Source organism: Arthrobacter silviterrae (genome assembly GCF_011045165.1).
Taxonomy (GTDB): Bacteria; Actinomycetota; Actinomycetes; order Actinomycetales; family Micrococcaceae; genus Specibacter; species Specibacter silviterrae.
This window is the reverse complement of record NZ_JAAKZI010000024.1, coordinates 12,384-35,042: the sequence shown is the minus strand read 5'-3', so window position 1 is coordinate 35,042 and position 22,659 is coordinate 12,384. Positions and strand designations below refer to the sequence as shown.

22 protein-coding genes are annotated in these 22,659 nt (G+C 68.2%); 5 read left to right on the top strand and 17 right to left on the bottom strand.

Annotated features, from left to right (window positions below; genetic code table 11):
- Positions 1-11: 11 nt before the first annotated feature.
- From aspA to G6N77_RS13420, 7 genes are all read right to left on the bottom strand, one after another.
- On the bottom strand, positions 12-1,451 hold the full coding sequence (gene aspA / locus G6N77_RS13450) for an aspartate ammonia-lyase (RefSeq protein ID WP_165182678.1): 1,440 nt from the start codon (positions 1,449-1,451) through the stop codon (positions 12-14).
- 49 nt (positions 1,452-1,500) lie between these two features.
- The gene (locus tag G6N77_RS13445; RefSeq protein ID WP_165182677.1) at positions 1,501-2,463 is read right to left on the bottom strand and encodes an asparaginase; all 963 of its coding nucleotides are present in this window, start codon (positions 2,461-2,463) and stop codon (positions 1,501-1,503) included.
- On the bottom strand, positions 2,460-3,167 hold the full coding sequence (locus tag G6N77_RS13440; RefSeq protein ID WP_165182676.1) for a FadR/GntR family transcriptional regulator: 708 nt from the start codon (positions 3,165-3,167) through the stop codon (positions 2,460-2,462). Before G6N77_RS13440 ends, G6N77_RS13445 begins: the two co-directional genes overlap by 4 nt.
- A 458-nt stretch (positions 3,168-3,625) precedes the next feature.
- Complete coding sequence (locus G6N77_RS13435; protein ID WP_240902151.1) at positions 3,626-5,683, bottom strand: DUF5107 domain-containing protein; 2,058 nt, start codon at positions 5,681-5,683, stop codon at positions 3,626-3,628.
- The gene (locus tag G6N77_RS13430) at positions 5,680-6,186 is read right to left on the bottom strand and encodes a hypothetical protein (RefSeq protein WP_165182675.1); all 507 of its coding nucleotides are present in this window, start codon (positions 6,184-6,186) and stop codon (positions 5,680-5,682) included. The genes G6N77_RS13435 and G6N77_RS13430 overlap by 4 nt, the downstream gene beginning before the upstream one ends.
- 1 nt (position 6,187) lies before the next feature.
- Complete coding sequence (locus tag G6N77_RS13425; RefSeq protein ID WP_165182674.1) at positions 6,188-7,078, bottom strand: TIGR01777 family oxidoreductase; 891 nt, start codon at positions 7,076-7,078, stop codon at positions 6,188-6,190.
- Complete coding sequence (locus G6N77_RS13420) at positions 7,075-7,728, bottom strand: TetR/AcrR family transcriptional regulator (RefSeq protein ID WP_165182673.1); 654 nt, start codon at positions 7,726-7,728, stop codon at positions 7,075-7,077. The genes G6N77_RS13425 and G6N77_RS13420 overlap by 4 nt, the downstream gene beginning before the upstream one ends.
- 130 nt (positions 7,729-7,858) lie before the next feature.
- On the opposite strand from G6N77_RS13420, the gene G6N77_RS13415 reads away from it, so the two are divergent.
- Both G6N77_RS13415 and G6N77_RS13410 read left to right on the top strand, forming a co-directional pair.
- Complete coding sequence (locus tag G6N77_RS13415) at positions 7,859-8,152, top strand: hypothetical protein (RefSeq protein WP_165182672.1); 294 nt, start codon at positions 7,859-7,861, stop codon at positions 8,150-8,152.
- Between the two features lie 7 nt (positions 8,153-8,159).
- Entirely contained in the window at positions 8,160-9,008 is an 849-nt protein-coding gene (locus tag G6N77_RS13410; RefSeq protein WP_165182671.1) for an SDR family oxidoreductase, read from the top strand.
- Positions 9,009-9,033: 25 nt separating this feature from the next.
- Here G6N77_RS13410 and G6N77_RS13405 read toward each other — a convergent pair whose 3' ends face one another.
- The 5 genes from G6N77_RS13405 to speB all read right to left on the bottom strand — a co-directional run bounded on the left by G6N77_RS13405 (position 9,034) and on the right by speB (position 14,058).
- A complete protein-coding gene (locus G6N77_RS13405; protein WP_165182670.1) occupies positions 9,034-9,654 on the bottom strand; it encodes a CG0192-related protein in 621 nt (206 codons plus the stop codon).
- A 10-nt stretch (positions 9,655-9,664) separates the two neighbouring features.
- Positions 9,665-10,000 carry a hypothetical protein gene (locus G6N77_RS19655; protein WP_205678276.1) on the bottom strand — a complete coding sequence of 112 codons (336 nt, stop codon included), beginning with the start codon at positions 9,998-10,000 and terminating at the stop codon, positions 9,665-9,667.
- Between the two features lie 116 nt (positions 10,001-10,116).
- Positions 10,117-11,049, bottom strand: coding sequence for a hypothetical protein (locus G6N77_RS13395; RefSeq protein WP_165182669.1), 933 nt, complete (start codon positions 11,047-11,049; stop codon positions 10,117-10,119).
- Between the two features lie 154 nt (positions 11,050-11,203).
- Positions 11,204-12,898: a thiamine pyrophosphate-binding protein gene (locus tag G6N77_RS13390; RefSeq protein WP_165182714.1), complete on the bottom strand. Its 1,695-nt coding sequence runs from the start codon at positions 12,896-12,898 to the stop codon at positions 11,204-11,206.
- 20 nt (positions 12,899-12,918) lie between these two features.
- Positions 12,919-14,058: an agmatinase gene (gene speB / locus G6N77_RS13385; protein ID WP_240902150.1), complete on the bottom strand. Its 1,140-nt coding sequence runs from the start codon at positions 14,056-14,058 to the stop codon at positions 12,919-12,921.
- A 288-nt stretch (positions 14,059-14,346) separates the two neighbouring features.
- Between speB and G6N77_RS13380 the strand changes: the two genes are divergently transcribed.
- Positions 14,347-16,326 carry an amino acid permease gene (locus G6N77_RS13380; RefSeq protein WP_165182668.1) on the top strand — a complete coding sequence of 660 codons (1,980 nt, stop codon included), beginning with the start codon at positions 14,347-14,349 and terminating at the stop codon, positions 16,324-16,326.
- Positions 16,327-16,454: 128 nt separating this feature from the next.
- Here G6N77_RS13380 and G6N77_RS13375 read toward each other — a convergent pair whose 3' ends face one another.
- From G6N77_RS13375 to G6N77_RS13360, 4 genes are read right to left on the bottom strand one after another with little or no spacing between them, the layout of a single operon-like run.
- Positions 16,455-16,712, bottom strand: coding sequence for a ferredoxin (locus G6N77_RS13375; protein ID WP_165182667.1), 258 nt, complete (start codon positions 16,710-16,712; stop codon positions 16,455-16,457).
- The gene (locus tag G6N77_RS13370) at positions 16,709-18,109 is read right to left on the bottom strand and encodes an NADH-ubiquinone oxidoreductase-F iron-sulfur binding region domain-containing protein (RefSeq protein WP_165182666.1); all 1,401 of its coding nucleotides are present in this window, start codon (positions 18,107-18,109) and stop codon (positions 16,709-16,711) included. The genes G6N77_RS13375 and G6N77_RS13370 overlap by 4 nt, the downstream gene beginning before the upstream one ends.
- The gene (locus G6N77_RS13365) at positions 18,106-18,675 is read right to left on the bottom strand and encodes a ferric reductase-like transmembrane domain-containing protein (protein WP_240902148.1); all 570 of its coding nucleotides are present in this window, start codon (positions 18,673-18,675) and stop codon (positions 18,106-18,108) included. Before G6N77_RS13365 ends, G6N77_RS13370 begins: the two co-directional genes overlap by 4 nt.
- Positions 18,668-19,696 (bottom strand): FAD:protein FMN transferase, encoded by a 1,029-nt coding sequence (locus tag G6N77_RS13360; RefSeq protein WP_165182665.1) that lies wholly within the window; start codon positions 19,694-19,696, stop codon positions 18,668-18,670. Before G6N77_RS13360 ends, G6N77_RS13365 begins: the two co-directional genes overlap by 8 nt.
- A 51-nt stretch (positions 19,697-19,747) precedes the next feature.
- On the opposite strand from G6N77_RS13360, the gene G6N77_RS13355 reads away from it, so the two are divergent.
- Positions 19,748-19,969, top strand: a complete 222-nt coding sequence (locus G6N77_RS13355) for a hypothetical protein (RefSeq protein ID WP_165182664.1) — start codon at positions 19,748-19,750, stop codon at positions 19,967-19,969.
- A gap of 235 nt (positions 19,970-20,204) precedes the next feature.
- Here G6N77_RS13355 and G6N77_RS13350 read toward each other — a convergent pair whose 3' ends face one another.
- On the bottom strand, positions 20,205-20,789 hold the full coding sequence (locus tag G6N77_RS13350; RefSeq protein WP_165182663.1) for a helix-turn-helix domain-containing protein: 585 nt from the start codon (positions 20,787-20,789) through the stop codon (positions 20,205-20,207).
- 175 nt (positions 20,790-20,964) lie between these two features.
- Between G6N77_RS13350 and G6N77_RS13345 the strand changes: the two genes are divergently transcribed.
- Positions 20,965-22,491: a sodium:solute symporter family protein gene (locus tag G6N77_RS13345; protein ID WP_205678275.1), complete on the top strand. Its 1,527-nt coding sequence runs from the start codon at positions 20,965-20,967 to the stop codon at positions 22,489-22,491.
- The last annotated feature ends 168 nt before the right edge of the window (positions 22,492-22,659 follow it).

The window sequence follows — 22,659 nt, the reverse complement described above, 5'->3', positions numbered from 1 at the left end:
CGGGCTGCTGTCTAGTCGGTGAGGTTGGCCAGGTGTTCCGGACGCAAAAGCTCGTCCAGCTGTTCGGCCGTGAGGAGCTTGTGCTCCAGGACCAGCTCGGCCACGCCGCGGCCCGTGTGCAGGGCCTCCAGCGCGATGGCCGTTGATGCTGCATAGCCCAGGCGCGGGTTGAGCGCCGTGACCAGGCCGATGGAGTGTTCCACCTGGGCCCGCAACTTGTCCTCGTGGGCGGTGATGCCGCTGATGCACTTGTCGGCCAGCGTGTAGCAGGCGGCCTGGAGGTGGCGCATGCTCTTGGTCAGGCTGTGCACAATGATGGGCTCGAAGGCGTTGAGCTGGAGCTGCCCGCCCTCGGCCGCCAGGGTGACGGTGATGTCGTTTCCGATGACCTCGTAGGCCACCTGGTTCACCACTTCCGGGATCACCGGATTGACCTTGCCTGGCATGATCGAGGACCCTGCCTGCACGGCCGGCAGCGTGATCTCGCCGAAGCCGGCGCGGGGGCCGGAGGAGAGCAGCCGCAGGTCGTTGCAAATCTTGGACAGCTTAACGGCCACGCGCTTGAGCACGCCGGAGAGGTGCACGAACGCGCCAACGTCCTGGGTGGCCTCGATCAGGTCCACCGAGGTGGTCAGCGGCAGCCCGGTGATTTCCACCAGGTGCCGGCAGGCCAGTTCCGAGTAGCCCTTCGGCGCGTTCAGCCCGGTGCCGATGGCCGTGGCGCCGAGGTTGATCTCATGGACCAGCAGCGTGGATTCGGCCAGGCGCGCCCGGTCCTCCCCCAGGGTGACCACGTAGGTGTTGAATTCCTGGCCCAGGGTCATGGGGACGGCGTCCTGGAGCTGGGTGCGGCCCATCTTGACCACGTGCTTGAATTCCGTGGCCTTCGCGCTGAACGCATTGCCCAGGTACTCCATGGCGGTCACCAGCGACTTGGCGGCAAAGATCGTCGCCACGTTCACCGCCGTCGGGTACACGTCATTGGTGGACTGGCTGAGGTTGACGTGGTCGTTCGGGTGCAGAAACTGGTACTCGCCCTTCTTGTGGCCCAGCAGTTCCAGCGCGCGGTTGGCGATGACCTCATTGGCGTTCATGTTCGACGACGTCCCCGCACCTCCCTGGATGACGTCCACCACGAACTGGTCATGCAGCTTGCCGGCGATGATCTCCTGGCAGGCGGCGATGATGGCGCCGGCGCGGACGTCGTCGAGCAGTCCCAGCTCATGGTTGGCCTGCGCGGCCGCCTGCTTCACCATGGCCAAGCCGACCACCAGGTTGGTATTGGTGGACAGTGCCTGGCCGGTGATGGGGAAGTTTTCCACCGCGCGCAGCGAGTGCACGCCCCAGTAGACGTCTGCGGGGATGTCGCGGTCCCCGATCAGGTCGTGCTCCACGCGCGTCAGCGGCGCCGCTGCTGCGAGGGGGTCCAGGGGTGTTGCGGTCTCAGTCATGGTTCTCCTTGGTGAAATGGTGGCGGTGCCGGCGCTTGGTGGCTGGCTGTCAGTAGGGCAGGCCGTGCAGCGTGCCCACAGGGTGGCCGCCGCCGAACACGGGCAGGTTGTTGAAGGGCGCCAGGGGCGCGGGGTCCAGGCCGAGGGCAATGAGGGCGGGCACGGCGGAGGGCATGCGGGCCCTGTCGCCGCCGTCGGATATCTTAAGCGCGACGGCGGCGCCGTCGGCAAGTGCGATCAGCTGGATGCCCTCGAAGCCGTCCTTGGCGAGCAGGCCCGGCACGGCTGCCATGAGCGCGGTGACGTCGCGGCCGGGACCGGCCACCATGTCCGGGTGGGCGCGCATGGCATCGGCCACGCGGCGTTCGGGCGTGCCGGAAGCCGCGGTGACCAGCTTGCTGAAGGCGCGGGCCATGCCGGTCAGCGAAAGCGCGAAGACCTCAGTGCCGCAGCCGTCGGTGCTGATGTCCGTGAGCTCCTCGCCAGTCAGCTCCGCCACCACCTCGCGGATGAGGGTGGGCAGGGGGTGTTCCGGGTGCAGGTATGTTTCCAGCGGCCAGCCGTTTCTGGCGCAGGTGGCCAGCAGGGCGGCGTGCTTGCCTGAGCAGTTTTGGGCCAGGTGCGAGGGGCCGTGGCCGGCCCGCAGCCATTCCTCGCGCTCCGCCACGCCATAGGGCAGGTCCGTGGAGTTGCCCAGGTTTTCCGGCGACAGCCCCGCATTGGCGAGGATCTTGGCGGCCGTTTCCTGGTGCTGCGCGCCGCCCGAGTGGCTGGCCGCGGCCAGGGCCAGCTGGTCGTCCGGCAGCTCAAGGCCGGCCCGCAGCATCGCGACGGCCATCAGCGGCTTCAGCGCGGACCTGGGGTACACGCGGGCGGCGGGCTCTCCGCGCGAAAGGAGGCTCACGCCGTCGTGCCCGACGGCGGCCAGCGAGCCGAAGTGGACACTTTCCACCAGGTTTCCGCGGGTCTGCACTGCCAGCGGGGCGTGGTTGGGGAAGGTGGGTGTTGTCATGCGTTCGTGTCTCCCATGATGGTGGTCAGGGCGTCGTCCACCTTGGCGAGGTGGGCGGCCATGGCGCGGCCGGCCTCCTTGGTGTTGCCGCCGGCGATGGCGTCGAGGATGAGCCGGTGTTCAGCGTCGGATGGGCGTTGCCGGCCGGTGATGAGGTTGATGGTTTCGGACTGCTTGGCCATGGCCTCGCGGATGTCGTTGACCACTCGGGCGAAGACGCCGTTTCCGCTGGCGGCGGCTATGGCGGCGTGGAAGCTGGCGTCCAGGCTGACCCAGATTTCGGGGTCGTCCTCCACGGCCATGGTTTCCACGATGCCGCGGAGCTGTTCCAGCTCGGCTTCGGTGCGGCGGAGGGCGGCCAGTTCTGCGGCGGGCACCTCAATGTGCGGGCGGGCCTCCATGAGGCTGCGTGCGGAAAACTGGCCCAGGACCAGGTCGTTGGAGGGGCCGCTGGCGATGACGAAGGTGCCCTTGCCGGTTTGCGTGGCGGTCAGGCCCAGGGCCGTGCAGGAGCGCAGGGCCTCGCGTACCACGGAACGGCTCACGCCGTATTGGGCTGCGAGCGCTGTTTCGGAGCTGAGCTTGGAGCCGATGGCCAGTTCGCCGGACTCGATTGCCGCACGGATCGCCTTGAAAACTGCCTCCGCGGCGCTCACGCGGACAATCTGCCGCTGTCCGGCTGTCCAGCTGTCTGACAAGTTCATGCTCTGACTATGACACGGCTCACAAGGTTGTGTCAAAGGCGTGGTGCTGCGGGCCCCCTGCCCTGCGCTGCGTCAGCGGGCGGGTGCCGAGCGATCACGTCCGCTGCGCGAACCGGCACTTAACGTGGATGTTTCCGCCCCGCATCCACGTTAAGTGTCCGTTCGGCGAAGGGGTGGGTGCCGAGCGGCAAAGGTGCCCGCTACGGAAATCGATGGTGCAGCAGCTGCGGGTTCGCCGGGGGGCAGGCCGCAGGAGCTGCACCGCCGATCAGAACCCTGCTCGCAGCCCGAACCGACTTCCCCGAACGGGCACTTAACGGGCATGTTTCCGCCCCGCATCCACGTTAAATGCCGGTTCGGCGAAGGGGGCGAAGCGGCGAAGGGTGCGAAGCGGTGACGGGGCGTGAAGGGGGTGAAGGGGCGAGGGGTGGGGGCTGGGGCGCCGGGCGGCCACCCTTTCAGTGCATGCCGAACTGGTACTGCGCCGGAACGTCCTCGCCGGGGCAGACCCTGTGCCACAGCGCGGCGATGGAATTCTCGCCCTCGCGCAGGTCGGCCACCTCGATCCCCTCCTTCAGGAGTGCGGCCGCCGCGGCGCTGTCCCCCATGTCCGCCTTTGCCCGGGCCAGCAGGAACCGGACCCTGCCCAAGGATGACAGCGCCAGGGGCCCCCGCTCCAGCAGGTCCGGCACTAGCTCCGGCCGGCCGCTATCCACCGCAAGCGTCATGGCCTCCACTACCAACGCCCGGTTGCCGGGATCAAACGCGCAGGCTGTCTCAAGCTGCTGCAGCCCCTCGTCGATGTCCCCCGCCGCAATCATCGCCAGGCCCACGCCGCGGCATGCCAGCGCCCTGCTTCGATTGCTGAGCGGTGCGCCCGCCCCGACAATCCCGTCCGGATAGTTGCCTGCCCTGACCATCTCCGCGGTCATGTGCCCGCCCATGGCCCGGGAGTACAGGGCGGCCACGGCCTGCCGGTCCGCGGCACTCGTGAAATCGGCGCGGGCGTGCGCCATGACGGCGCGATAAAAAACTGCCTCGGCACTTTCATTGCGCTGGGCCGCAAGCAGTTCCTCCCAATCCAGCCCGCGCACAAAGCTGGCGGACCCGGCAAAGGGACGGCGCGAGGACCCCTCCCCACCGTCCGCATCCGCCCGCAGCAGTTCCAGCCACGGCGCCTGGTCCGCCGTCAGGGTCTCCTGCGCAAACGGCGTGCCGGCCTCGTCAATCCAAACCGCCCCGGAGGCCTCGCGCCGCACGCGCTCCAGGGCCCCCCACCCGCTCCCGGCCACCACAAAGTCCGACGGCGGCAGGTCCGCCCAGCGGCCGGCGTCGGCGAGCGCGGCATCCAGCACAGCGCCGGGGACCAGCGCCTCCACACGCTCCCCCGCATGGTCAACGGCGTCGTCCCAGGCCCCTGAAGCCAGCACGGGGTCCAGGGCGGCGTTGCCGTAGGCCTCCACCCACTGCCAAGACGCCCCTGCCGGCATGGGCACGTGCTCAAACTGGGTCTGCGCCAGCCCGGCCTGGATCTCCGCATACAACCGCGGCGGGGCACCGGATTCGGACGGCGTCAGCCACTCCTGCCACCGGTGCCCGCCCGCGCCCTCGCCCCAAACAAACAGCTTGCGTCCCCGCAGCTGCGGCGAGGACACCAGTGCAAGCCCGTCGCCGCCGTCGTCCATGGCCACTTCCCAGCGAGGCTGGTCCGGCTCCAGGTCAAAGAAAAAGTCGGCTGCCTGCGGGTTCCGGTCAGGCCAGGTGGCGTCGATGCCGCGGAAATCGGCGGGCGCCACCACCGTCATGGCGCCGTCGTATCCTGTTGCGTAGGCGCGCGTGGCCGGGGCGATCACCCGCGTGCCGGGCGTCTGCGGGATGGCGGCGTTGCTCCACCAATACATGGGCACGGTTTCGGCGTTGGGGTTGCGCAGGCGCACGGCCGTGAACAGCACGCGGGAGTCCGCCGGCAGCCACGCGTCAAGCTGGAACACCACCTCGCGCAGGCGGTCGAACTCCCACATGCGCAGCACCTCCTGCCCGTCCGGCGTGCGCACAATGGCCGTGTGGAGCGGCGCGCAGGTGGTGGGCGAATGGCCGCGCGTGCCGATGTTCCACTCGATCCCGCCGGCAAACCAGGCATTGCGCAGCGCCAGGTTGGCAAACTGGATCCGGTCCCCGGTGTGGAGCAGTTCCTTGCCGGTGGCCTTGTCCGTGAGCTGCCACAGCCGCCCGCCCAGCTGGGGCAGGAAAGTCGCCTTCACATGCCCGTTTTCAAGAACGACGGCGGTCAGTTCCGTTGCGCTGGTGGCCCGCGAGTAGGCGTCCTGAAGCGGGTAGGGGTAGATGTTCCGGGCCTTGCCCCAGCGGGATCCCTCGACGATTTCGTCAGGAATCCCGCCGTCCACAATGTAGGGAGGCTCCAGCAGCGGCTGCACCGAGGGCAGCGGCGATTCGGGGCCAAGACCGGCCAATTCGATGGTGCGCGTGGTGACGGTGATGGAGGGCGCAGAGCTCATGCGCCGAGCTTATCGGAATATCCACCGGCTGACGGGGATGGCTGTCCGGCAGGATTTGGCTGGTTCCGTCGGGCGACCAGCGGGATCACCGCGGCACGGCCGGCGGCGGCGCAGGCGGCGGTCAGGAGGCCAATTCCGGCGCCGTACACTGAGCCGGCCCAACCGCCCGCGGCGGCAACCACCACGAGCCAGAAGACCAGCCCCGCGGCCATCGCAAAGGCGCACACATGCAGCCACTGCCTGCGAAGTCGGCGGAGCGGCCAGGCCGCCAGGATGGCCAGCGGCAGGCCCAGGATGGAGGCGAACGGGAACCCGTAAATGAGGGAGATCGGCAGGAAGTACCAGCCCAGGCCGGTGTCCCCTCCCGTGGCGAGCAGGCTGGCCGCCGTCATCCCGAGGCAGAAGAGGACAAAGGAAATCAGCCAACCCACGAGCAGGGCAGGGGCCCCATACCGCATGCTGAAGCGGACCTGGCGTGATTGAGACCGCCCCGGTCCGGGCATGTCAGCGGCCCTTTGCCATGATGTCCGTCAGTGCTTCACCGAGGGCCGGATGGCGCCACGTGAATCCGGCGCCTTGCAATGTGGCCGGCTGCACCCACCGGCTTTTGAGCACCAGCTCGGGTTCCGTGCGGATCAGCACGGAACCAATTTTCAGCAGCCAGGCCGGGGTGGGCAGCCCGAACGGGACACCCACGGCCTGGCGAACCTCCGCCATCAAGGTGGCGTTGTCGGCCACGTTCGGTGAACCGATGTTGACGGGGCCAGTTATTTCAGGGTGCTCGTGCAGGAACAGGACGGCCCGGAACAGGTCATCGACATGGATCCAACTGAATTTTTGCCGGCCCGGCCCCATGACCCCGCCCAGGCCCAGCCTGGCCAGGTTCACGAAGGGCCGCATCGCGCCTCCGCCCGGGCCCATCACAATGGTGATCCGCAGCGGAATCTTTCGCGTCCCGGGCGCCGGTGCAGCATCCAGTGCTGCCTCCCAGCCCCGCGCCACGTCAACCGAAAAGCCGGAGCCAAGTTCGCCGTCGTGCTCGGTTTGGGGGCAGTCACGCGCATCCCGGTAGATGGTGCCGGTGCTGGCGTTGAACCAGTCGCGCGGCGGGGTGCGGCAGGCGGCGATGGCGCGGCCCAGTTCCTCCGTGGTTGCCAGGCGCGAGCGCACAATCTCCGCCATGTTGCGGGTGTTGTAGCGGCAGGAGACGGACTTGCCGGCCAGGTTTAGGAGCAAGTCGGCCCCCTCGAGCACTTCGGTGATGGCCGCGGTGTCGCCCCAGGTGGCGTGGCCCGTGCGGCCGATGGTGCGCACCTGCCAGCCGGCCACCTTCAATTCGCGCCGAAAATGGGTCCCAATGAAGCCGGATGCCCCCGCGATCACTGCCGTCGTCATGCCTGCACCCGGGCCTTGAGCGCAAGGGCTTCCTCCACAAGCGGCTTGACCACGGGCAGCCGTGACAGGGAGACCAGCCTGCCGATGAGGGGCGCCGCGCCGTCGACCAGGATGCGCGTGCGGCGCTGGTTTTCGGAGCGGTCATACACCCAGAACAGAACGATCCCCATGTACGCGAGCCAGAGCAGTTCCGGCAGCTGGGCCCGCAGGAATTGGGGTATTTTGGTGCCCTGGACGACATCTTCGAAGATGGCGGTTGCCTCGGCCCGCGCCTGCCTTGATGCTTCGCCGAAGGGGTTGACCGAGGATTGCGGCGGCAGGGCGCTGGCAATGAAGGCGCCGCCGAAGGGGTGGTACGGGCCCAGGGCGTCGAGGCCGGCATGGATGGCTGCCTTGAGCCGGTCCGGCAGGCCCGTGGCACCGTCCAATGCTGCGGTTGCCCCCGCATGCTGCTCAGCGACGGATTCCCTGTAGAGCTCAAGCACCAGCTGGTCCTTGGACTCAAAGTAGTAGTAGGCGCTGCCCAGGGACACGCCGGCCTCCGCCGCGATGGCACGCATGGTCGTCTTCGCGTAGCCCCTGCTGCGGAACATGGCGAGCGCGGTCTCCAGCACCAGCGCCCGCGTTGCCGCACTTTTCGTCGTGTCCATGCGCTGCCTCCAATTTTGAACGTGTTCAATTACTAGTACAGCACCCTTTTTGAACATGTTCAACTCTCCCTCGGGGCAACGTTGCCTCCCTGTGTTGTTCATTCCATGGCCGCGGGAGTTGACTGGAGCCATGAACCCGTTCGCCCTCGTGGCGTCGTGCGCCGTGGCGACCACGGAGTGCAATGACACCGTGGACCTGACCGTGCCCACGAACACCGCATTCATAGCCGGGATCGCCGTCCTGCTGGTCCTGCTGGCCTTGGTGTTCTTGGTGGTGCCGTGGGCCAGGCGCCGCCTGCGCAGGCCGCGCAGGCCGCGCAGGCCGCGCAGGCCGCCGCCAAGCGACGCCGGAACTGAAGCCGGAACTGAAGCCGGGGCCAACGCCGAATCGAATGTCGACAAGCCCGGCCCCACGGGCATCTAATGGAGCCATGAACCCTCCAACCATCGCCGTCACGGGCGCAACCGGATTCGTTGGCGGGCACGCAGCCCGCGCCCTGGCCGATGCCGGCGTGCCCGTGCGCCTGGTGGTCCGCGACCCCGCCAAGGCGCCGAAACTGCCCAACGCGGAGGTGGCCGTGGCAGCGTTCGGTGACAGGTCCGCCGTCGAACATGCCCTGCGCGGCATACACACAGTGCTCATGGTGTCGGCCCAGGAAAACAACACGCGGCTGGCCGAGCACAAATCGTTCATTGACGGGGCAGCGGCGGCCGGGGTGCGGCACGTGGTCTACACCTCGTTAGTGTCCGCCGCACCGGATGCCATCTTCACTCTGGCCCGCGACCACTTTGCCACCGAGGAGCATCTCAGGGCCTCTGGCATGGCGTGGACGTTCCTGCGGGACAACCTGTACCAGGATTTCATGTCGTTGATGGTGGGGGACGACGGCGTCATCCGGGGTCCTGCGGGCAGCGGCCGCGCCGCGCTGGTGTCGCGCCGGGACGTGGCGGCCTCGGCTGCCGCAGTCCTGCAGGATGCTGGCGCGCACGCGGGCCGGACGTATGAGCTCACCGGGCCCGAAGCGCTGACCACGGAGGAGGTTGCCGACATTCTCAGTGCGGGCCTGGGCCGGGCCGTCACATTCCACAACGAAACCGTGGCCGAGGCCTACGAATCCCGGAAGGCCTGGGACGCCCCGCCGTGGCAGTACGACGCCTGGGTTTCGACGTACTTGGCCGTCGCGGCCGGCGAGCTGGAGCGGGTGAGCCCGTCGGTGGAGGAGCTGACCGGCCGGCCGCCGCGGTCACTGGCCGAATTCTTGGCCGGCACCGGCCAGTAAGTCTGGGATCCCGCGGGCCCTCCCGTCAGCCGAGCGTGGCCAGCTGGACAGGCGTTTCCTGCCCGAACCACGTTACCGTCAGCCCGGGCTCCCCCAGCACGACGCCGGAAAGCTCCAGTTCGCGGGCGATCCGCACCGAAAGCACCCCGGCACCCACGGTGGTGACGGCATCCGCCGTCGTGGGCCTTTCCGGCGCAAGGGCCGGGACTGCCGCAGCGCTTCCCGTGCTGGCAAGCTGTGCCGTGGCCGGGAGGGTTTCCACCGTTCCGTCCACCTCCCGGAATTCAACGGCCTGCGGCTTGCCTGTGAGCAGCGCGGCCACGAGCTCGCCGACGTAGACCGGATCTGCCGTGGCATCGTAGACCCAGCGGCTGCCGAGGACGGAGTGCTCCATGGTGCCCACCAGGAAATCTTCCGCTCCGGCGAGCGGTGCACCACGATAGCTCAACGGCACCTGGTACGCGGCGGATCCGGCATCAACCAGGATGGTTTCAATGCCCACTTCGCCGGCAGGGTCATCGAAGCGGAAGGAGCCCAGCCGCACCAGGCCGGAGGCATCCCCTGCAAACCACGCCTGTGCGGGCAGCCAGGCGGCCAAAAGTTCCATTTTTGAGGGCCGGAGCTCGGCCTGGTAGACAATTGCCATGCGGACCAGTCTAGGTGCCGGCCGGCCCCGGTCCGCCCACGAAGTCCAGGGCCTCCGCCGCCAATTCGCCCCAGTCCAGGGAGGAATCCTCCCCTGCGGCGAACCATTCCTTCATGGGCTTGCCCTTGTTGGCGTCGAAGCGGGCGCCCTCCCCCGCGGCGAGCAGCGCGTCCACGCGGTCCGCCGGCAGCTTCACCACGATTCGCCCGCGCACCAGCATGGCAAAAATCCGGCCGTCGATCCGCAGCGCCGACCGCCCAAAGCCGCGTCCGGCGTCGGGCGGGGTGATGCCGGGACGGTCTGCGAACCTGTCCACCACGATTTCAAAGCGCTCCGCCGGCTCCATGCCTCCATTATCCGCGCGATCCCTCCCGCCAGCGGCGCGAGCGGGCACTTAACGTGGATGTCCGCGGGAAACATCCACGTTAAGTGCCGGTTCGGCGAGGTGGTGGCTGCAAAAAGTCAGCCGGGGGTCCAACCGGCCGCGCGCAGGGCCTGGGCGACCTTCACCACCACGGCCCGCCCGTCCCCTGCCAGGTCTTCGCTGGACAGCCGGATTTCCGTCCAGCCCAGCCTGCGCGTGGTCTCCTGGCGGCGGATGTCGCGCTGGTACTGCTCGCCGCCGCCGTGGTGGCGGCCGTCGTATTGCAGGCTGATCCGGTACTTTCGGTAGGCGCCGTCCGGCCACAGCACCGGCACTCCGGCGGGATCGTAAAGGACCACGTTCAGCTCGGGCTCGGGCAGTCCGGCATTCACAAGGGCCAGTCGCAGGTACGTTTCCGGCGGCGAATCGGCGCCCACGCGGACCAGGTCCAACGCGGCGCGGGCGTTGCGCATCCCCCGCATCCCGGCATGCCGGGCGATGCAGCGGGCCAGCTCGGCGATGCTGCAGAGCGGCTCCCGAGGCTCGGGGAAGTCCGGCCCGTGGCTGCACACCAGGAAGTCCCCCGCAGCCACCAGGTCCTCCAAGGGGAGCATGGCCGCCAGGTTGAGCCACGTCCGGGCGGGGCTGGTGAGCCGGACGCCATCGATTTCGCCGACGTCGTCCAGGCCGAGGACCATGCTGTGACCCACCACGTTGACGCGCCGGGGTGCCCGTGATTTCGGCGGGTTGGCGAGGTGGATCCGCCAGTCGCCCTCAACCTGGGGCGGCAGCGGGATCCCCCACAGCCGGGCGGCCGAGGTGTGGCTGAGCACGCTGTCGGGATTCACCTGCACATAGGCGGCCAGCGCCGCCGCGCCCTGCAGGGGCACGGCAGCCGGAATCCTGATGCCGCGCGAAACCGTGATCAGGTCCCGGGCACGCAGCCGGTCCCGCGGGACCCCGGCAAGGTCCGCGGCCTCCGTGGTGAACGACCGCCCCAACAAATGTGGCGGCAATGGAATCCGGCGCATACTCAATTGTTCCCGGGAAAAACCCCACTTTCCGGGTTATCCACAGCCCTCTTTCCCCGCCCCCGCGCCGAACCGGCACTTAACGTGGATGTTCTCGGTGAACATCCACGTTAAGTGCCGATTCGGGGGATGAGTGGGGCGGGAAGGGGTGTCGTTAGAGGTTGAGGTGGGTGGGGCCGAACATCTTCAGCAGCACGTCAACCACGACGACGTTCGGCCCGTCCGCAGCGAAGCCCGCCTTCAGAGCGTCCCCGACGTCCTCGGGTTTCACCCGCCGGGCGGGAACCCCGAAGGCTTCCGCCAGCTTCACGAAGTCAGGCCGAGCCAGCTCCGTGTGTGTGGCCTTGCCGAAGGCGCCCACCATGTATTCGCGCAGGATCCCGTAGCCGCCGTCGTCCACGATCAGCCAGGTGACCGGGGCGTTGTGCTGCTTGGCCGTGGCCAGTTCGGAGATGGAGTACATGGAGGAGCCGTCGCCGGCCACCGCCAGCACACGCCCCGGCTTGCCCAAACTCTGCAGGCCCAATGATCCGCCGATTGCCGCCGGGAAGCCGTAGCCAAGGCCGCCTGCCCCCTGGGCGGAGTGGAATTCGCCGTCCCGGGAGTCCCAGCAGCTCCAGCCCCAGTAGGCGGAGATGGTCATGTCCCAGAAGGTCTGCATGTCGGCCGGGACGGCCTCGCGGATGTCCGCCATGAACTTGCGTTCCATGGCGAGGTCCTGCTCGTCAAGCCGCGCCGAAACCTTGGCGAGCGTCTCCTTGACCACCGACTGCGGGGTGGCGCCGTGCCAGTCGGCGTCGGCACTCAGCGAGGCGTCAAGGGCGTCGTCGAGGGCACCGAGGGCCTGGCCGGCGTCGGCCCGGATCCCCAAGGCGGGGCGGTTGGACTCCAGGACGCGCGGTTCGGCGTCGATCTGGATGATGCGCCCCCGCGGCTCCATGGTGAAGTAGTTGCTGGACACCTCGCCCAGGGATGAGCCGATCACCACCAGGACGTCGGCGTCCTCCAGGACTTCGGTGACGTAGCGGTCCTCCACCCACGACTGCAGTGACAGTTCATGGTTCCAGGGGAATGCGCCGTTGCCGCCGGGCGTGCACACCACGGGGGCGTTCAGCTTTTCGGCAATGGACAGCAGCTGGGCCGCAGCCTTGCCGCGCCGCACGCCGCCACCGGCCACGATGGCGGGCCGCTTGGACTCGGTCAGCCACTTGACGGCCTCACGGACCAGTTCCACGCGCGGCGGGTTGTCGAACGGCTCGGCCAACGCGTCCTCGACGGCGGGCACAAAGATCGGGTCGAGCAGCACGTTTTGCGGCACCTCGATCCACACCGGGCCCTGCGGCGAGGACACGGCCTCGGTCCAGGCGTCCTGGATGGCCGAGGGGATGCCGGAGGCGTGCTGGATGAGGCGCTGGCTCTTGGTGACGTTGGCGGCGGACGCCTTTTGGTCATCCAACTGGTGCAGCATGCCCTTGCGGCGGGCGCCCAGGCCTTCCAGCGGAATCTGGCTCGCCACCACAATCATGGGCACGCCGGTTGCGTAGGCCTCCTGCAGACCCGCCAGCGCGGTCAGGGCGCCGGGGCCGGTGGACAGGAACAGCACGCCCACCTCGCCCGTGGCGCGCGAGTAGCCGTCCGCGGCAAACGCGGAGTTGTTCTCCACGCGGGAAGAGACAAAGTGCAGCGGCGAGCGGCTCAGGGCGTCAAACAAGCCCAGCGCGTGCTGGCCGGGAATGCCGAAGACGGTCTTCGCGCCGAGGGCTGCCAGGGTTTCGACGACGAGGTCCCCGCCGTTGCGCTGGGCCGTCCCCTTGGTGGGGGCCTGGGCCCCGGGATCAAAGTCGGTCATGTGGCTCGTTGCCGTGTCGCTCACTTGGTGGCTCCCTTGGTCTCGACTGGCTCGACCAGCGGGGAACCAGGCTCGACCAGCGGGGAGCCGGGCTCGCCCTGCGACGACGGCGCGAACCCGGCCGGCCGGCGTCGTGCTTCTGCATCGAGGGCCTGCGCGGCATAGCCGTTGGGGGCGCCAAAGCGGTCCCCTGCAACGAAGTTGTCCGCCATGAGGGAGATGAGCTCGTAGCCCACGTGGCTGGCGGCGACGCCGGTGATTTCGGCGTGGTCGTAGGCGGGGGCGACCTCCACGATGTCGGCGCCGATGAGGTTCATGCCGCGGAAGCCGCGGATGATCTCGAGGAGTTCGCGGCTGGTGATGCCGCCGGCCTCGGGCGTGCCGGTGCCGGGGGCGTGGGCGGGGTCAAGGACGTCGATGTCCACGGAGATGTAGAGGGGGCGCTTGCCGATGCGGTCGCGGATTTTCGCCACGGTTTCCAGCACGCCCTGGTGGTAGACGTCGGCGGAGGTGACGATGCCGAAGCCGAAGCGGTGGTCGTCGTCGAGGTCCTTCTTGCCGTAAAGCGGGCCGCGGGTGCCCACGTGGGAGATGGCCTCGGTGTCCAGCAGGCCCTCCTCGACGGCGCGGCGGAAGGGCGTGCCGTGGGTGTAGGCGGCGCCAAAGTAGGTGTCCCAGGTGTCCAGGTGGGCGTCGAAGTGGAGCATGGCCACGGGTTCGCCGGCCCTTTCAGCGGCGGCGCGCAGCAGGGGCAGGGCGATGGTGTGGTCCCCGCCCAGGGTAAGCAGCTTGGAGCCGCCGGCGGTCAAGTCCAGTGCATTTTGCTGAATGGTCTCGATGGCCTCGCCGATGTTGAACGGGTTGACGGCCATGTCGCCGGCGTCCGCCACCTGGCAGTTTTCAAAGGGGGAAACGTCCCAGGCCGGGTTGTAGGGGCGCAGCAGCCGGCTTGCCTCGCGCACGTGGTTCGCGCCGAAGCGGGCCCCCGGGCGGTAGGAGACGCCGCTGTCAAAGGGGACGCCGACGACGGACACGTCCGCATTGGCCACCTGGTCCAGGCGCGGCAGGCGCGCGTACGTGGCGGCCCCGGCATAGCGCGGAATCTGGGAGGAATCAATGGGCCCAAGGTTGCCGTTGGCCTCGATGCGGATCTCTTTCATGGACGTCCTCGTTTCATGTCGGGGTTGACCTGGATCACACACAGGCCGTTGTTGACCATAGTACAACCGATGTTGCTCAATGGAAACCAAAAGTTTCGCCCGGATATACAGCGGCCGGGCAGCGGACACCGCCCAGCCCCGCCGAGAACTGAGCCAGGCGACAACCACCACAGTCTGCGTAAAGATTTCGTCAAGGCCGGGTCAATCCGCAATCCGGGGTGCTAGTCTCACTCTGCCGCAATAGTGCACCTTGCACCGTTGCGTGGCCCCGGCCGAAAGGATCCATCCGTGACTTCCCTCTCCCGCATGCCTTCGGAACCCGGGGAGCGGACAAAGCCCACGGGCAAGGCGGCGTTGCGCAAGTGGCTCATGGACGGCCTGCCGGAAAGCTCCGGAAAGCGCCAGGGCCCGCACGGGCGCCCGGACTCCGAACACAAGCCGCACACCTGGTGGCGGGTCATGTGCCTGACGGGCCTGGACTACTTTTCCACGTTGGGCTATCAGCCTGCCATTGCGGCACTCGCCGCCGGCGTGCTGGCCCCTCTTGCCACCATCGTCCTGGTCATCGTGACGCTCTTCGGGGCATTGCCCGTTTACAAGCGCGTGGCCCGCGAAAGCCCCCACGGTGCCGGGTCCATCGCCATGCTGGAGCGCCTGCTCCCCCGCTGGTGGGGCAAGCTGTTTGTGTTGATCCTGCTGGGTTTTGCCGCCACCGACTTCATGATCACCATCACGCTCTCCGCGGCCGACGCCTCCGCCCACGTCATTGAAAACCCGTTTGCCCCCAGCTTCCTGCACGGGCAAAACATCATCATCACGCTGGTGCTCGTTGCCGCCCTGGCCGCCGTCTTCCTCCGCGGCTTCAAAGAGGCCATTGGCATCGCCGTCGTGCTGGTGGCCGTGTTCCTGGCACTGAACCTGGTGGTCATCGCGGTGGCCCTGGTTAAGGCCCTGGGCAGCCCGCTCCTCACTGCGGACTGGTGGACGGCGCTGACCACCCAGCACGGCAACCCCGTCATGGTGGTGGCCATCGCCCTGCTGGTCTTCCCCCGCCTGGCCCTGGGCCTGTCCGGCTTTGAAACGGGCGTGGCCGTCATGCCCCAGATCAAGGGCCGCCCCGGTGACACCGAGGAGAAGCCCGTGGGCCGGATCGCCGGCGCGCACAAGCTGCTGACGACGGCGGCAGTCATCATGAGCAGCTTCCTCATCACCTCCTCGCTGGCCACCACCATCCTGATCCCCGCCGCGGAATTCCAGCCCGGCGGCGCCGCCAACGGCCGCGCCCTGGCCTACCTGGCCCACCAGCTGCTGGGGCAGGGCTTCGGCACCGTGTACGACATCAGCACCATCGCAATTCTGTGGTTTGCCGGCGCCTCCGCGATGGCCGGACTGCTGAACCTGGTTCCCCGCTACCTGCCGCGCTTTGGCATGGCGCCGGAATGGGCCGGGGCGGTGAGGCCGCTGGTGCTGGTGTTCAGCGTCATCGCCGTCGTCATCACCCTCGCCTTCAAGGCCAGCGTTGACGCGCAGGGCGGCGCCTACGCCACAGGGGTGCTGGTCCTGATCACCTCGGCCGCCATTGCGGTGACGCTTTCGGCCAGGCGCAAGAAGCAGAAGGGGCAAACCATCGGCTTCGCGGCCGTATCCGTGGCGTTCATCTACACCACCGTTGCCAACTCGATCGAGCGCCCTGACGGACTGAAGATCGCGGCACTGTTCATCGTGGGCATTGTGGGCGTCAGCTTCCTGTCCCGCATGCGCCGCGCCTTTGAACTGCGGGCCACGTACATCCGCATGGATGAGGCAGCCATGAAATTCGTGGCCGCCGTGGATGAGGACACCATCCGGTTCATTTCCCACGACCCCAAAACGCGCAACGCCGCAGCCTACCGCCGCAAGCTTTCCCACGCCGCCACCGTCAACGAGATCGGCAATCCCAAGGATGCACTGTTCCTTGAGGTCATCGTCGACGACTCCTCCGACTTTGAAACGGCCCTGGAGATCCGCGGCATTGAGCGGCACGGCTTCAAAATCCTGGAAGTCCACGGCTCCACGGTCCCCAACACCGTTGCCGCCGTGCTGCTCCACGTCCGCGACGCCACCGGGATCATTCCGCACATCTACTTCCGCTGGAACGAGGGCAACCCCATCACGAACCTGCTGAAGTTCCTCTTCATTGGCGAAGGCGAGATTGCCCCCGTCACCCGCGAGGTGCTGCGCGAGGCCGAACCCGACCTCACGCAGCGCCCTTGGGTCCACGTCGGCTGACGGCGCCCCGAAAGATGAGGGAGGGTCGGCCACAACACCGCGAAAGGTGAGGGGGCATCGGTGGAAAGGGCGCGAAAGGTGAGGGAGGGTCGGCCACAACACCGCGAAAGGTGAGGGAGCGTCGGTGGTCAGGGGCGGGCGAGGCGAAGGGCAAGCACGGGGCAGAGCTTGACTGCGTCCGCAGCTGCACCGAGCTCCGAGTGCTTGAGCGGGACGTTCGACTTGTCGGCATCCACCGCGAGCCGGCCCGGCGCCGCCAGCGGAAAGCCCCAGTCGTCGCGGCTGAGTGCTTCGGGCAGCAATTCGGCACACAGCCCCCGTCCGTCGCACCGCGTCCAGTCAATGTGGAGCCTGGCCGCGGCTTCCCTCCGGGAATCCGCGCTCATCGCCGGCCCCCTTCCGCAGGCACCCGGCCTGGCTGGTCCCGGACTCCGGCCAGCCCGACGGCGGCATGCCCGGCATGCCCCGAATTGCACTGCCCGGCAAGGTGCCAGGGAATGTCGTCGGCGAAGACTTCCAGGGCACTGGCGATGAGCCTGACGGTGCCGTCCGGGTGGTGGCAGGCTCCGCGGCCGGACACCAGGCGGGAAAGCCGCCCCACCTCATCCACCAGCCCGGGATCCAGTGGCGGTCCGGCAACACCGGCACCAGCACCGGCACCGCCGCGGCCGGACCCACCAGACCCGCCGCCCGCCAGCCGCCGCATGACATCCGCCAGCGCGGGCAGCCCGAACATGCACGGGCCGCACTGCCGGGCCGACTGGCCGGCCAGGTAATCCACCATGTCCGCAGTGGCCGCCAGGCCGCAGCGGCCCGGCCCCAGCACGTGCAGCACCCCCGCGCCCGGCCGGACAGCGAGCCCGGCACCCAAGCCGGCGGCCCCTTCATCCACGGAAAGCACCACCCCCTCGGGCCGCACCCAGCGGCCGTGGAAGCCGCCCACCAAAACCGCGGCAACGGCGTCGTGCCTGATCCCTGCCGTGGCCAGCACGTCGGTGAGCGGCGCGCCGCCCGGAACCTCCAAGACCTGCTGGGCAGGGACGTCGCCGGAGAGCGAGACCAGGCGGGTGCCCGGATCCCCGGCCACGCCCGCCGCGCGGAACCAATCGGCGCCGTATCGGGCGATGAGCGCCACCTGCGCCCACGTTTCCACATTCTGGACCAGTGTGGGGCGGCCCTTGAAACCGGAGTCGGCCAGGCGCCGGCGCAGGTCCACGGGAATCGCCCTGCCGGTTTCCAGAAAGTTCACAGCCGCACTGGCCTGCCCCGCCACAAAGGCGTCCGGAGACTCCGTGAGGATCACCCCGGCGGCATCCGGGCGCTCAGCCAGGGCCGCGGCCACGACGTCCAGGTTGCCCGCCGCCGTGTAAATGTAGATGGCGCTGGCAGCCACCGACTGTGCCGTTGCCAGCAGCCCGTCGATCACCAGGTGCGGGGCGTTGTGCAGCAGTGTGGCGTCCTTGAAGCTGAGCGGTTCGCCCTCCGCGCCGTTGGCAATGAGCACCGGGCCGGACGGCCGGGTGGCGTACCGGGCCGCCCCGCCTGCCTCGGCGACGGCGGCGAGCTTGGGCCCGGCCGGGAACGCGGCGCCTCCCCGCCCGGTCAGCCCGGACGCCTGCAACTGCGCCAGCAGGGTGCCGCGCGGTTCGTGTCCGGGAAGCGGCCCGTAGGCCGCCAGATGGCCGGCGTACCCGGCCCGGCCCCCTGCCGCAAACAGCCGCGAGCCGCCATCCCAGGGCTCCCGAACGGCGGCCGGCGACAGCTGCCCCACCGCCGCCGTCATGGCCGCCTCCACTGGCCGTGGAGCTGGCGCAGCCTGGCCGTCTCCAGGAATCCCGCCGACAGCCGCCAGGCCACCGCGGCCACCACAGCCACGGAAACAACGACGACGGCGGCCACCACGGGCGCGCTGGTGCCGTCGGTCCCGTTCCCCACCGAGTGGGCGATGGCCACGGGCCACATGGCGTAGCTCAGCCAGTGGACCAGCTTGAAGGTGCGCTGCCCGATCCGGTGCCGGAGCAGGCCTGTCACCACGACGGCGGCCAGCAGGTCCAGCGCCACGGTCCCGAGCCCCTGCCAGAATGGCCGGTAGGAACCCAGGAAGGGCACGAAAACGTCCGTGACGTGCAGCTGCGCATACGAGTCCAGGAGCAGTGCGCCCACGTGGAAAATGAGAAACACAACTGCCATGAGCGAGACATTGCGGTGCAGGAGCGAGACGGAGACGCGCGGCAGCTGCACCAGCGGACGTCCCGACCGGGTCAGGATGCCCAGCAGCACGGACGCGCTCAGCAGCAGCATCGAGGCGAAGCCGCTGGCCCGGCCAAAGGCCCACATGGCGTTATCCATGGGATCCCACCCCCGCGAGCTCAACCGCCGGCCAGGAAGTGGTGGTCACGGTCCGGCCGCGCTGGTCCACCAGACGGGCACTGATGCCCTGCGCCCTCAGCCAAGGCACGGCCGCATGGCCCTTGACGATGGCGCCCGTGCTGTAGGCATTTGCCTCGAGGGCGGTGGGGGCCGCCACGCTGACGCTCCGCCAAACGGTTTCCGCCGGCAGGCCGAAACGGGGGTCCAGGATGTGGTGCCGCCGCGCCCCGGCCTGTTGCCAGCGGCGCTTGACCGTGCTGGAGGTGGCCATGGCATGCCCGGCGGGCAGTGACACCTGCTGGGCAGGGTCCTGCGGCGTGTCCTGGACCAGGATCTGCCAGTGGCCGGCCGCAGCCACGGCAAGCGGACTCTCCACCGCAGGGTCCACGGCCGGGGCGGGCCCGGACGTCGCAATGTCACCGCCAAGGTTGACCAGGACCCCGCACCCCAGCTCGGAGGCGATGCGCGCCGCAGCCATGTCCGCGGCGACCGCCTTGGCGCTTGCGCCGAGATCCACCGTGATGTCGGCCGGGACGGTCAGCAGCCGGCCGTCGAGGCTGACCCGTGTCCAGCCAGGGACGATGCGGTTGCGCAGCAGCGGGGCGGCCGCCAGGCCGGAGAGTTCCGCCGCGAGTGGGTCATTCGCGGACCGGCCGGAGGTTCCGGCCGAAAAATCCCTGTCATAGCCAAGGGAAATGAGATCGTTTCCGAGCGTGGGGTCCACGGCTCCGTCTGTCCATCGCGCCGCCGCAAGGGCGGATTCCATCAGCGTGGCCAGCAGGGGGGTGACCAGTGCGCCCTGGGTGAGGCTTTCCCGGAGCAGGGCAAGCTCCGAGTCGGGGCGGAAGCGGCTGCAGGCGAGGTCGACGGCGTCGAGCACGTGCCGTGCAAGCTGCGCCGCCGCATCCAGCCGGGAGGGTTCCGTCACCAAGACGGACGCCTCAAGGCCCCACACCTGCCAGGCCCGCGATGCGATGGCGGACGTTTCCGGGGCCCTCATGAGCCTGAAGACTGTGAGTGGCTGGAGCCGCCGTTTCCGGCCTGCAGCTGCGTGCTTGAACTTGAGCTGGAACCGGAGTTGGCACCGGAGTTGGAACTTGAGCTTGAGCCCGAACTGGAACCAGAACTTGAGCCGGAGCTGGAACTTGAACCCGAACTGGAACCAGAACTCGAACCGGAGCTGTCCGCGGAAGCCGTTGGCGCCGCCGTCGTAGTTTGCGTTGTCTGGGAGGTGGCGGCTTTGACGGCATTGGCGGAAGTGATGGTGCCGTAAAAGGCGGCGCTGCCGAGCCCCACCGTGCCGACCGCTCCCAGCGCCACAACGGAAGTGACCGCCTTGGCAAGTGTTTTGGGGTTTCTGGATGAAGCCATGGCGTGCTCCTCACATTCAAAGTCTTGATTTGCGGTGGATTGTCAGTTACTACAATCCAACGCCTTGCTAAGAATTGGCCGTGAGGAGCCTTTCGGCCGCATAGCAATTGGTGGGAGCCGGTGCCGGGGGCCGGCGGTTACGCGCCCGAGCCCGACGCGGCGGGGACCAGGATGAACAGCGCCTCGACCGGTTCGGCAGTGCGGTTTTCCCAGGTGTGGGGTTCGCGGCCGGGGAAGGAAAGTGTGTCGCCGGCCTTCAGGTCATAGGAGTCCTGGGTCAGGATCAGTGTCAGCTCGCCGCTGATGATGTGGAGCACGTCCACGTCGCAGTCCACCGCATAGAGCTCGGATTCGCCGCGGCCAAAGGGTGCGATGGTGGAAGAGAGCACCTGGAGCCGGCGCTCTGAGCGGGCCGTGAGCAGGCGCTCCACAATGCCTTCGCCGCCCAGGGAGATGCGCGGGCCCTCCCCGCGCAGCGTCAGGTGCGTCTCCGGGACGGCGAACAGGTCGCCAATGGAGATGGAGAGGACCTGGCACAGGGTGACCAGGGAGGCAACGCTGGGAGAGGTGAGGTCTCGCTCCACCCGGCTCAGGAAGCCCTTGGTGAGTCCCGTTGCATCGGCCACGTGCTCAATGGTCAGCCGCTGGGACTGGCGGGCCGCCCGGATCCTGGACCCGATGGCCACCGGTGCCGAGCTGGGCTCAACGGGTAATGCCTTCATGTTCACTCCTTTAGCTCCGGGCACCACGTGCCCAAGGCGACTCTATACGGATGTGACGGGCGTACTTCCATTTTGACTGTTACCGCAATCACAGTTTAGCCTAATGGACAACGGAAGTTGCCTGATAGGCAATTTTCTATCGAGGAGTCATCATCACTGCACCCTGGAGCCTTACATGAGCTTGAACATTGCCATAGTCGTCCTCTACCTGGTGGCCATGCTGGCCTTCGGGTGGTGGGGCAAATCGCGCACCAAGAACAACAGCGACTTCCTGGTGGCCGGGCGGCGCCTGGGCCCGTTCCTGTACACCGGCACGATGGCCGCCGTCGTCCTGGGCGGCGCCTCAACCGTGGGCGGCGTGGGCCTCGGGTACAAGTTCGGCATTTCCGGCATGTGGCTGGTGGTGGCGATCGGCGTGGGCGTGCTGCTGCTGAGCCTGCTGTTCGCTCCCACCATCCAAAAGCTGAAGATCTACACGGTCTCCCAAATGCTCAGCCTGCGCTACGGGCAGGAAACCACCAAGATGTCCGGCATTGTGATGCTGGCCTACACGGTCATGATCTCGGCAACCTCCACCGGCGCCTACGCCACCATCTTTGTGGTGCTGTTTGGCTGGGAGCGCTGGCTGGCCATTGCCGTGGGCGGTGCCATTGTGCTGGTCTACTCCACCATTGGCGGCATGTGGTCCATCACCCTGGCGGACCAGGTGCAGTTCGTCATCAAGACCGTGGGAGTCTTCCTGCTCATGCTCCCCTTCGCCTGGAACGCCGCCGGAGGTCTCGCCGGCATCCAGTCCCGCGTTGAGTCCAGCTTCTTCCAGTGGGACGGCATCGGCGTCCAGACCATCATCACCTACTTTGTCATCTACACTCTGGGCCTGCTGATCGGCCAGGACATCTGGCAGCGCGTCTTCACCGCCCGCGACCCCAAGGTGGCCCGCGTTGGCGGCGCCACGGCCGGCATCTACTGCATCCTGTACGGCGTGGCCGGTGCCCTGATCGGCCTGGCCGCCCGCGTGGCCCTGCCCTCCATTGACGTCGCCACGCTGGGCAAGGACGTGGTTTACGCGGAGGTTGCCACGCACCTGCTGCCCATCGGCCTGGGCGGGATCGTCATGGCCGCCGCCGTGGCCGCCATGATGTCCACCGCCTCCGGCGCCCTGATCGCCGCAGCCACCGTGGCCCGCAAGGACGTGGTCCCGTTCGTGGCCAGCTGGTTCGGCAAGACCGTTGACACCTCCGACACCTCCAACCCGGAGCACGACGTCAACGCCAACCGCTGGTACGTGCTGGGCCTGGGGCTGGGCGTGGTGCTCATTTCCATCGTGGTCAGCGACGTGGTCTTCGCACTGACCATCGCCTACGACATCCTGGTGGGCGGGCTCCTGGTGGCCATCATCGGCGGGCTGACGTGGAAGCGCGGCACCGGCCTGGGTGCCGCCTGGTCCATGGCTGTGGGCTGCGGCCTGACCCTGGTGCTGCTGGTGCTCTACGCGACGGGCGTGATCCCCAGCGCGGACGGCATCTACGCCAACGAGCCCATCTACTACGGCCTGCTCGCCTCCCTCATTGTCTACGTTGCCGTCTCGCTGGCCACCCCGGCCACTCCGGCCCACATCCGCGACGCCTGGGACCGCCGGTTGAGTGCGGCTGCCACGGATTCCAACGAGGACGACATCGAGGTGCTCACCGGCCGGAAGTAGCCGGACCAGTCGGGAACTTTTCCCTGGGGCAAAACCCGGGCTGGGTTTTGCCCCGGGTGCACCGGGGGCACAACCCAAGTCGAGTTTTGCCCCACAGGAAAGTGCATCGTTGCGTAAGCGGCACGACGGCGGATGGTCACGTAATAAATTACGTCACCATCCGCCGTC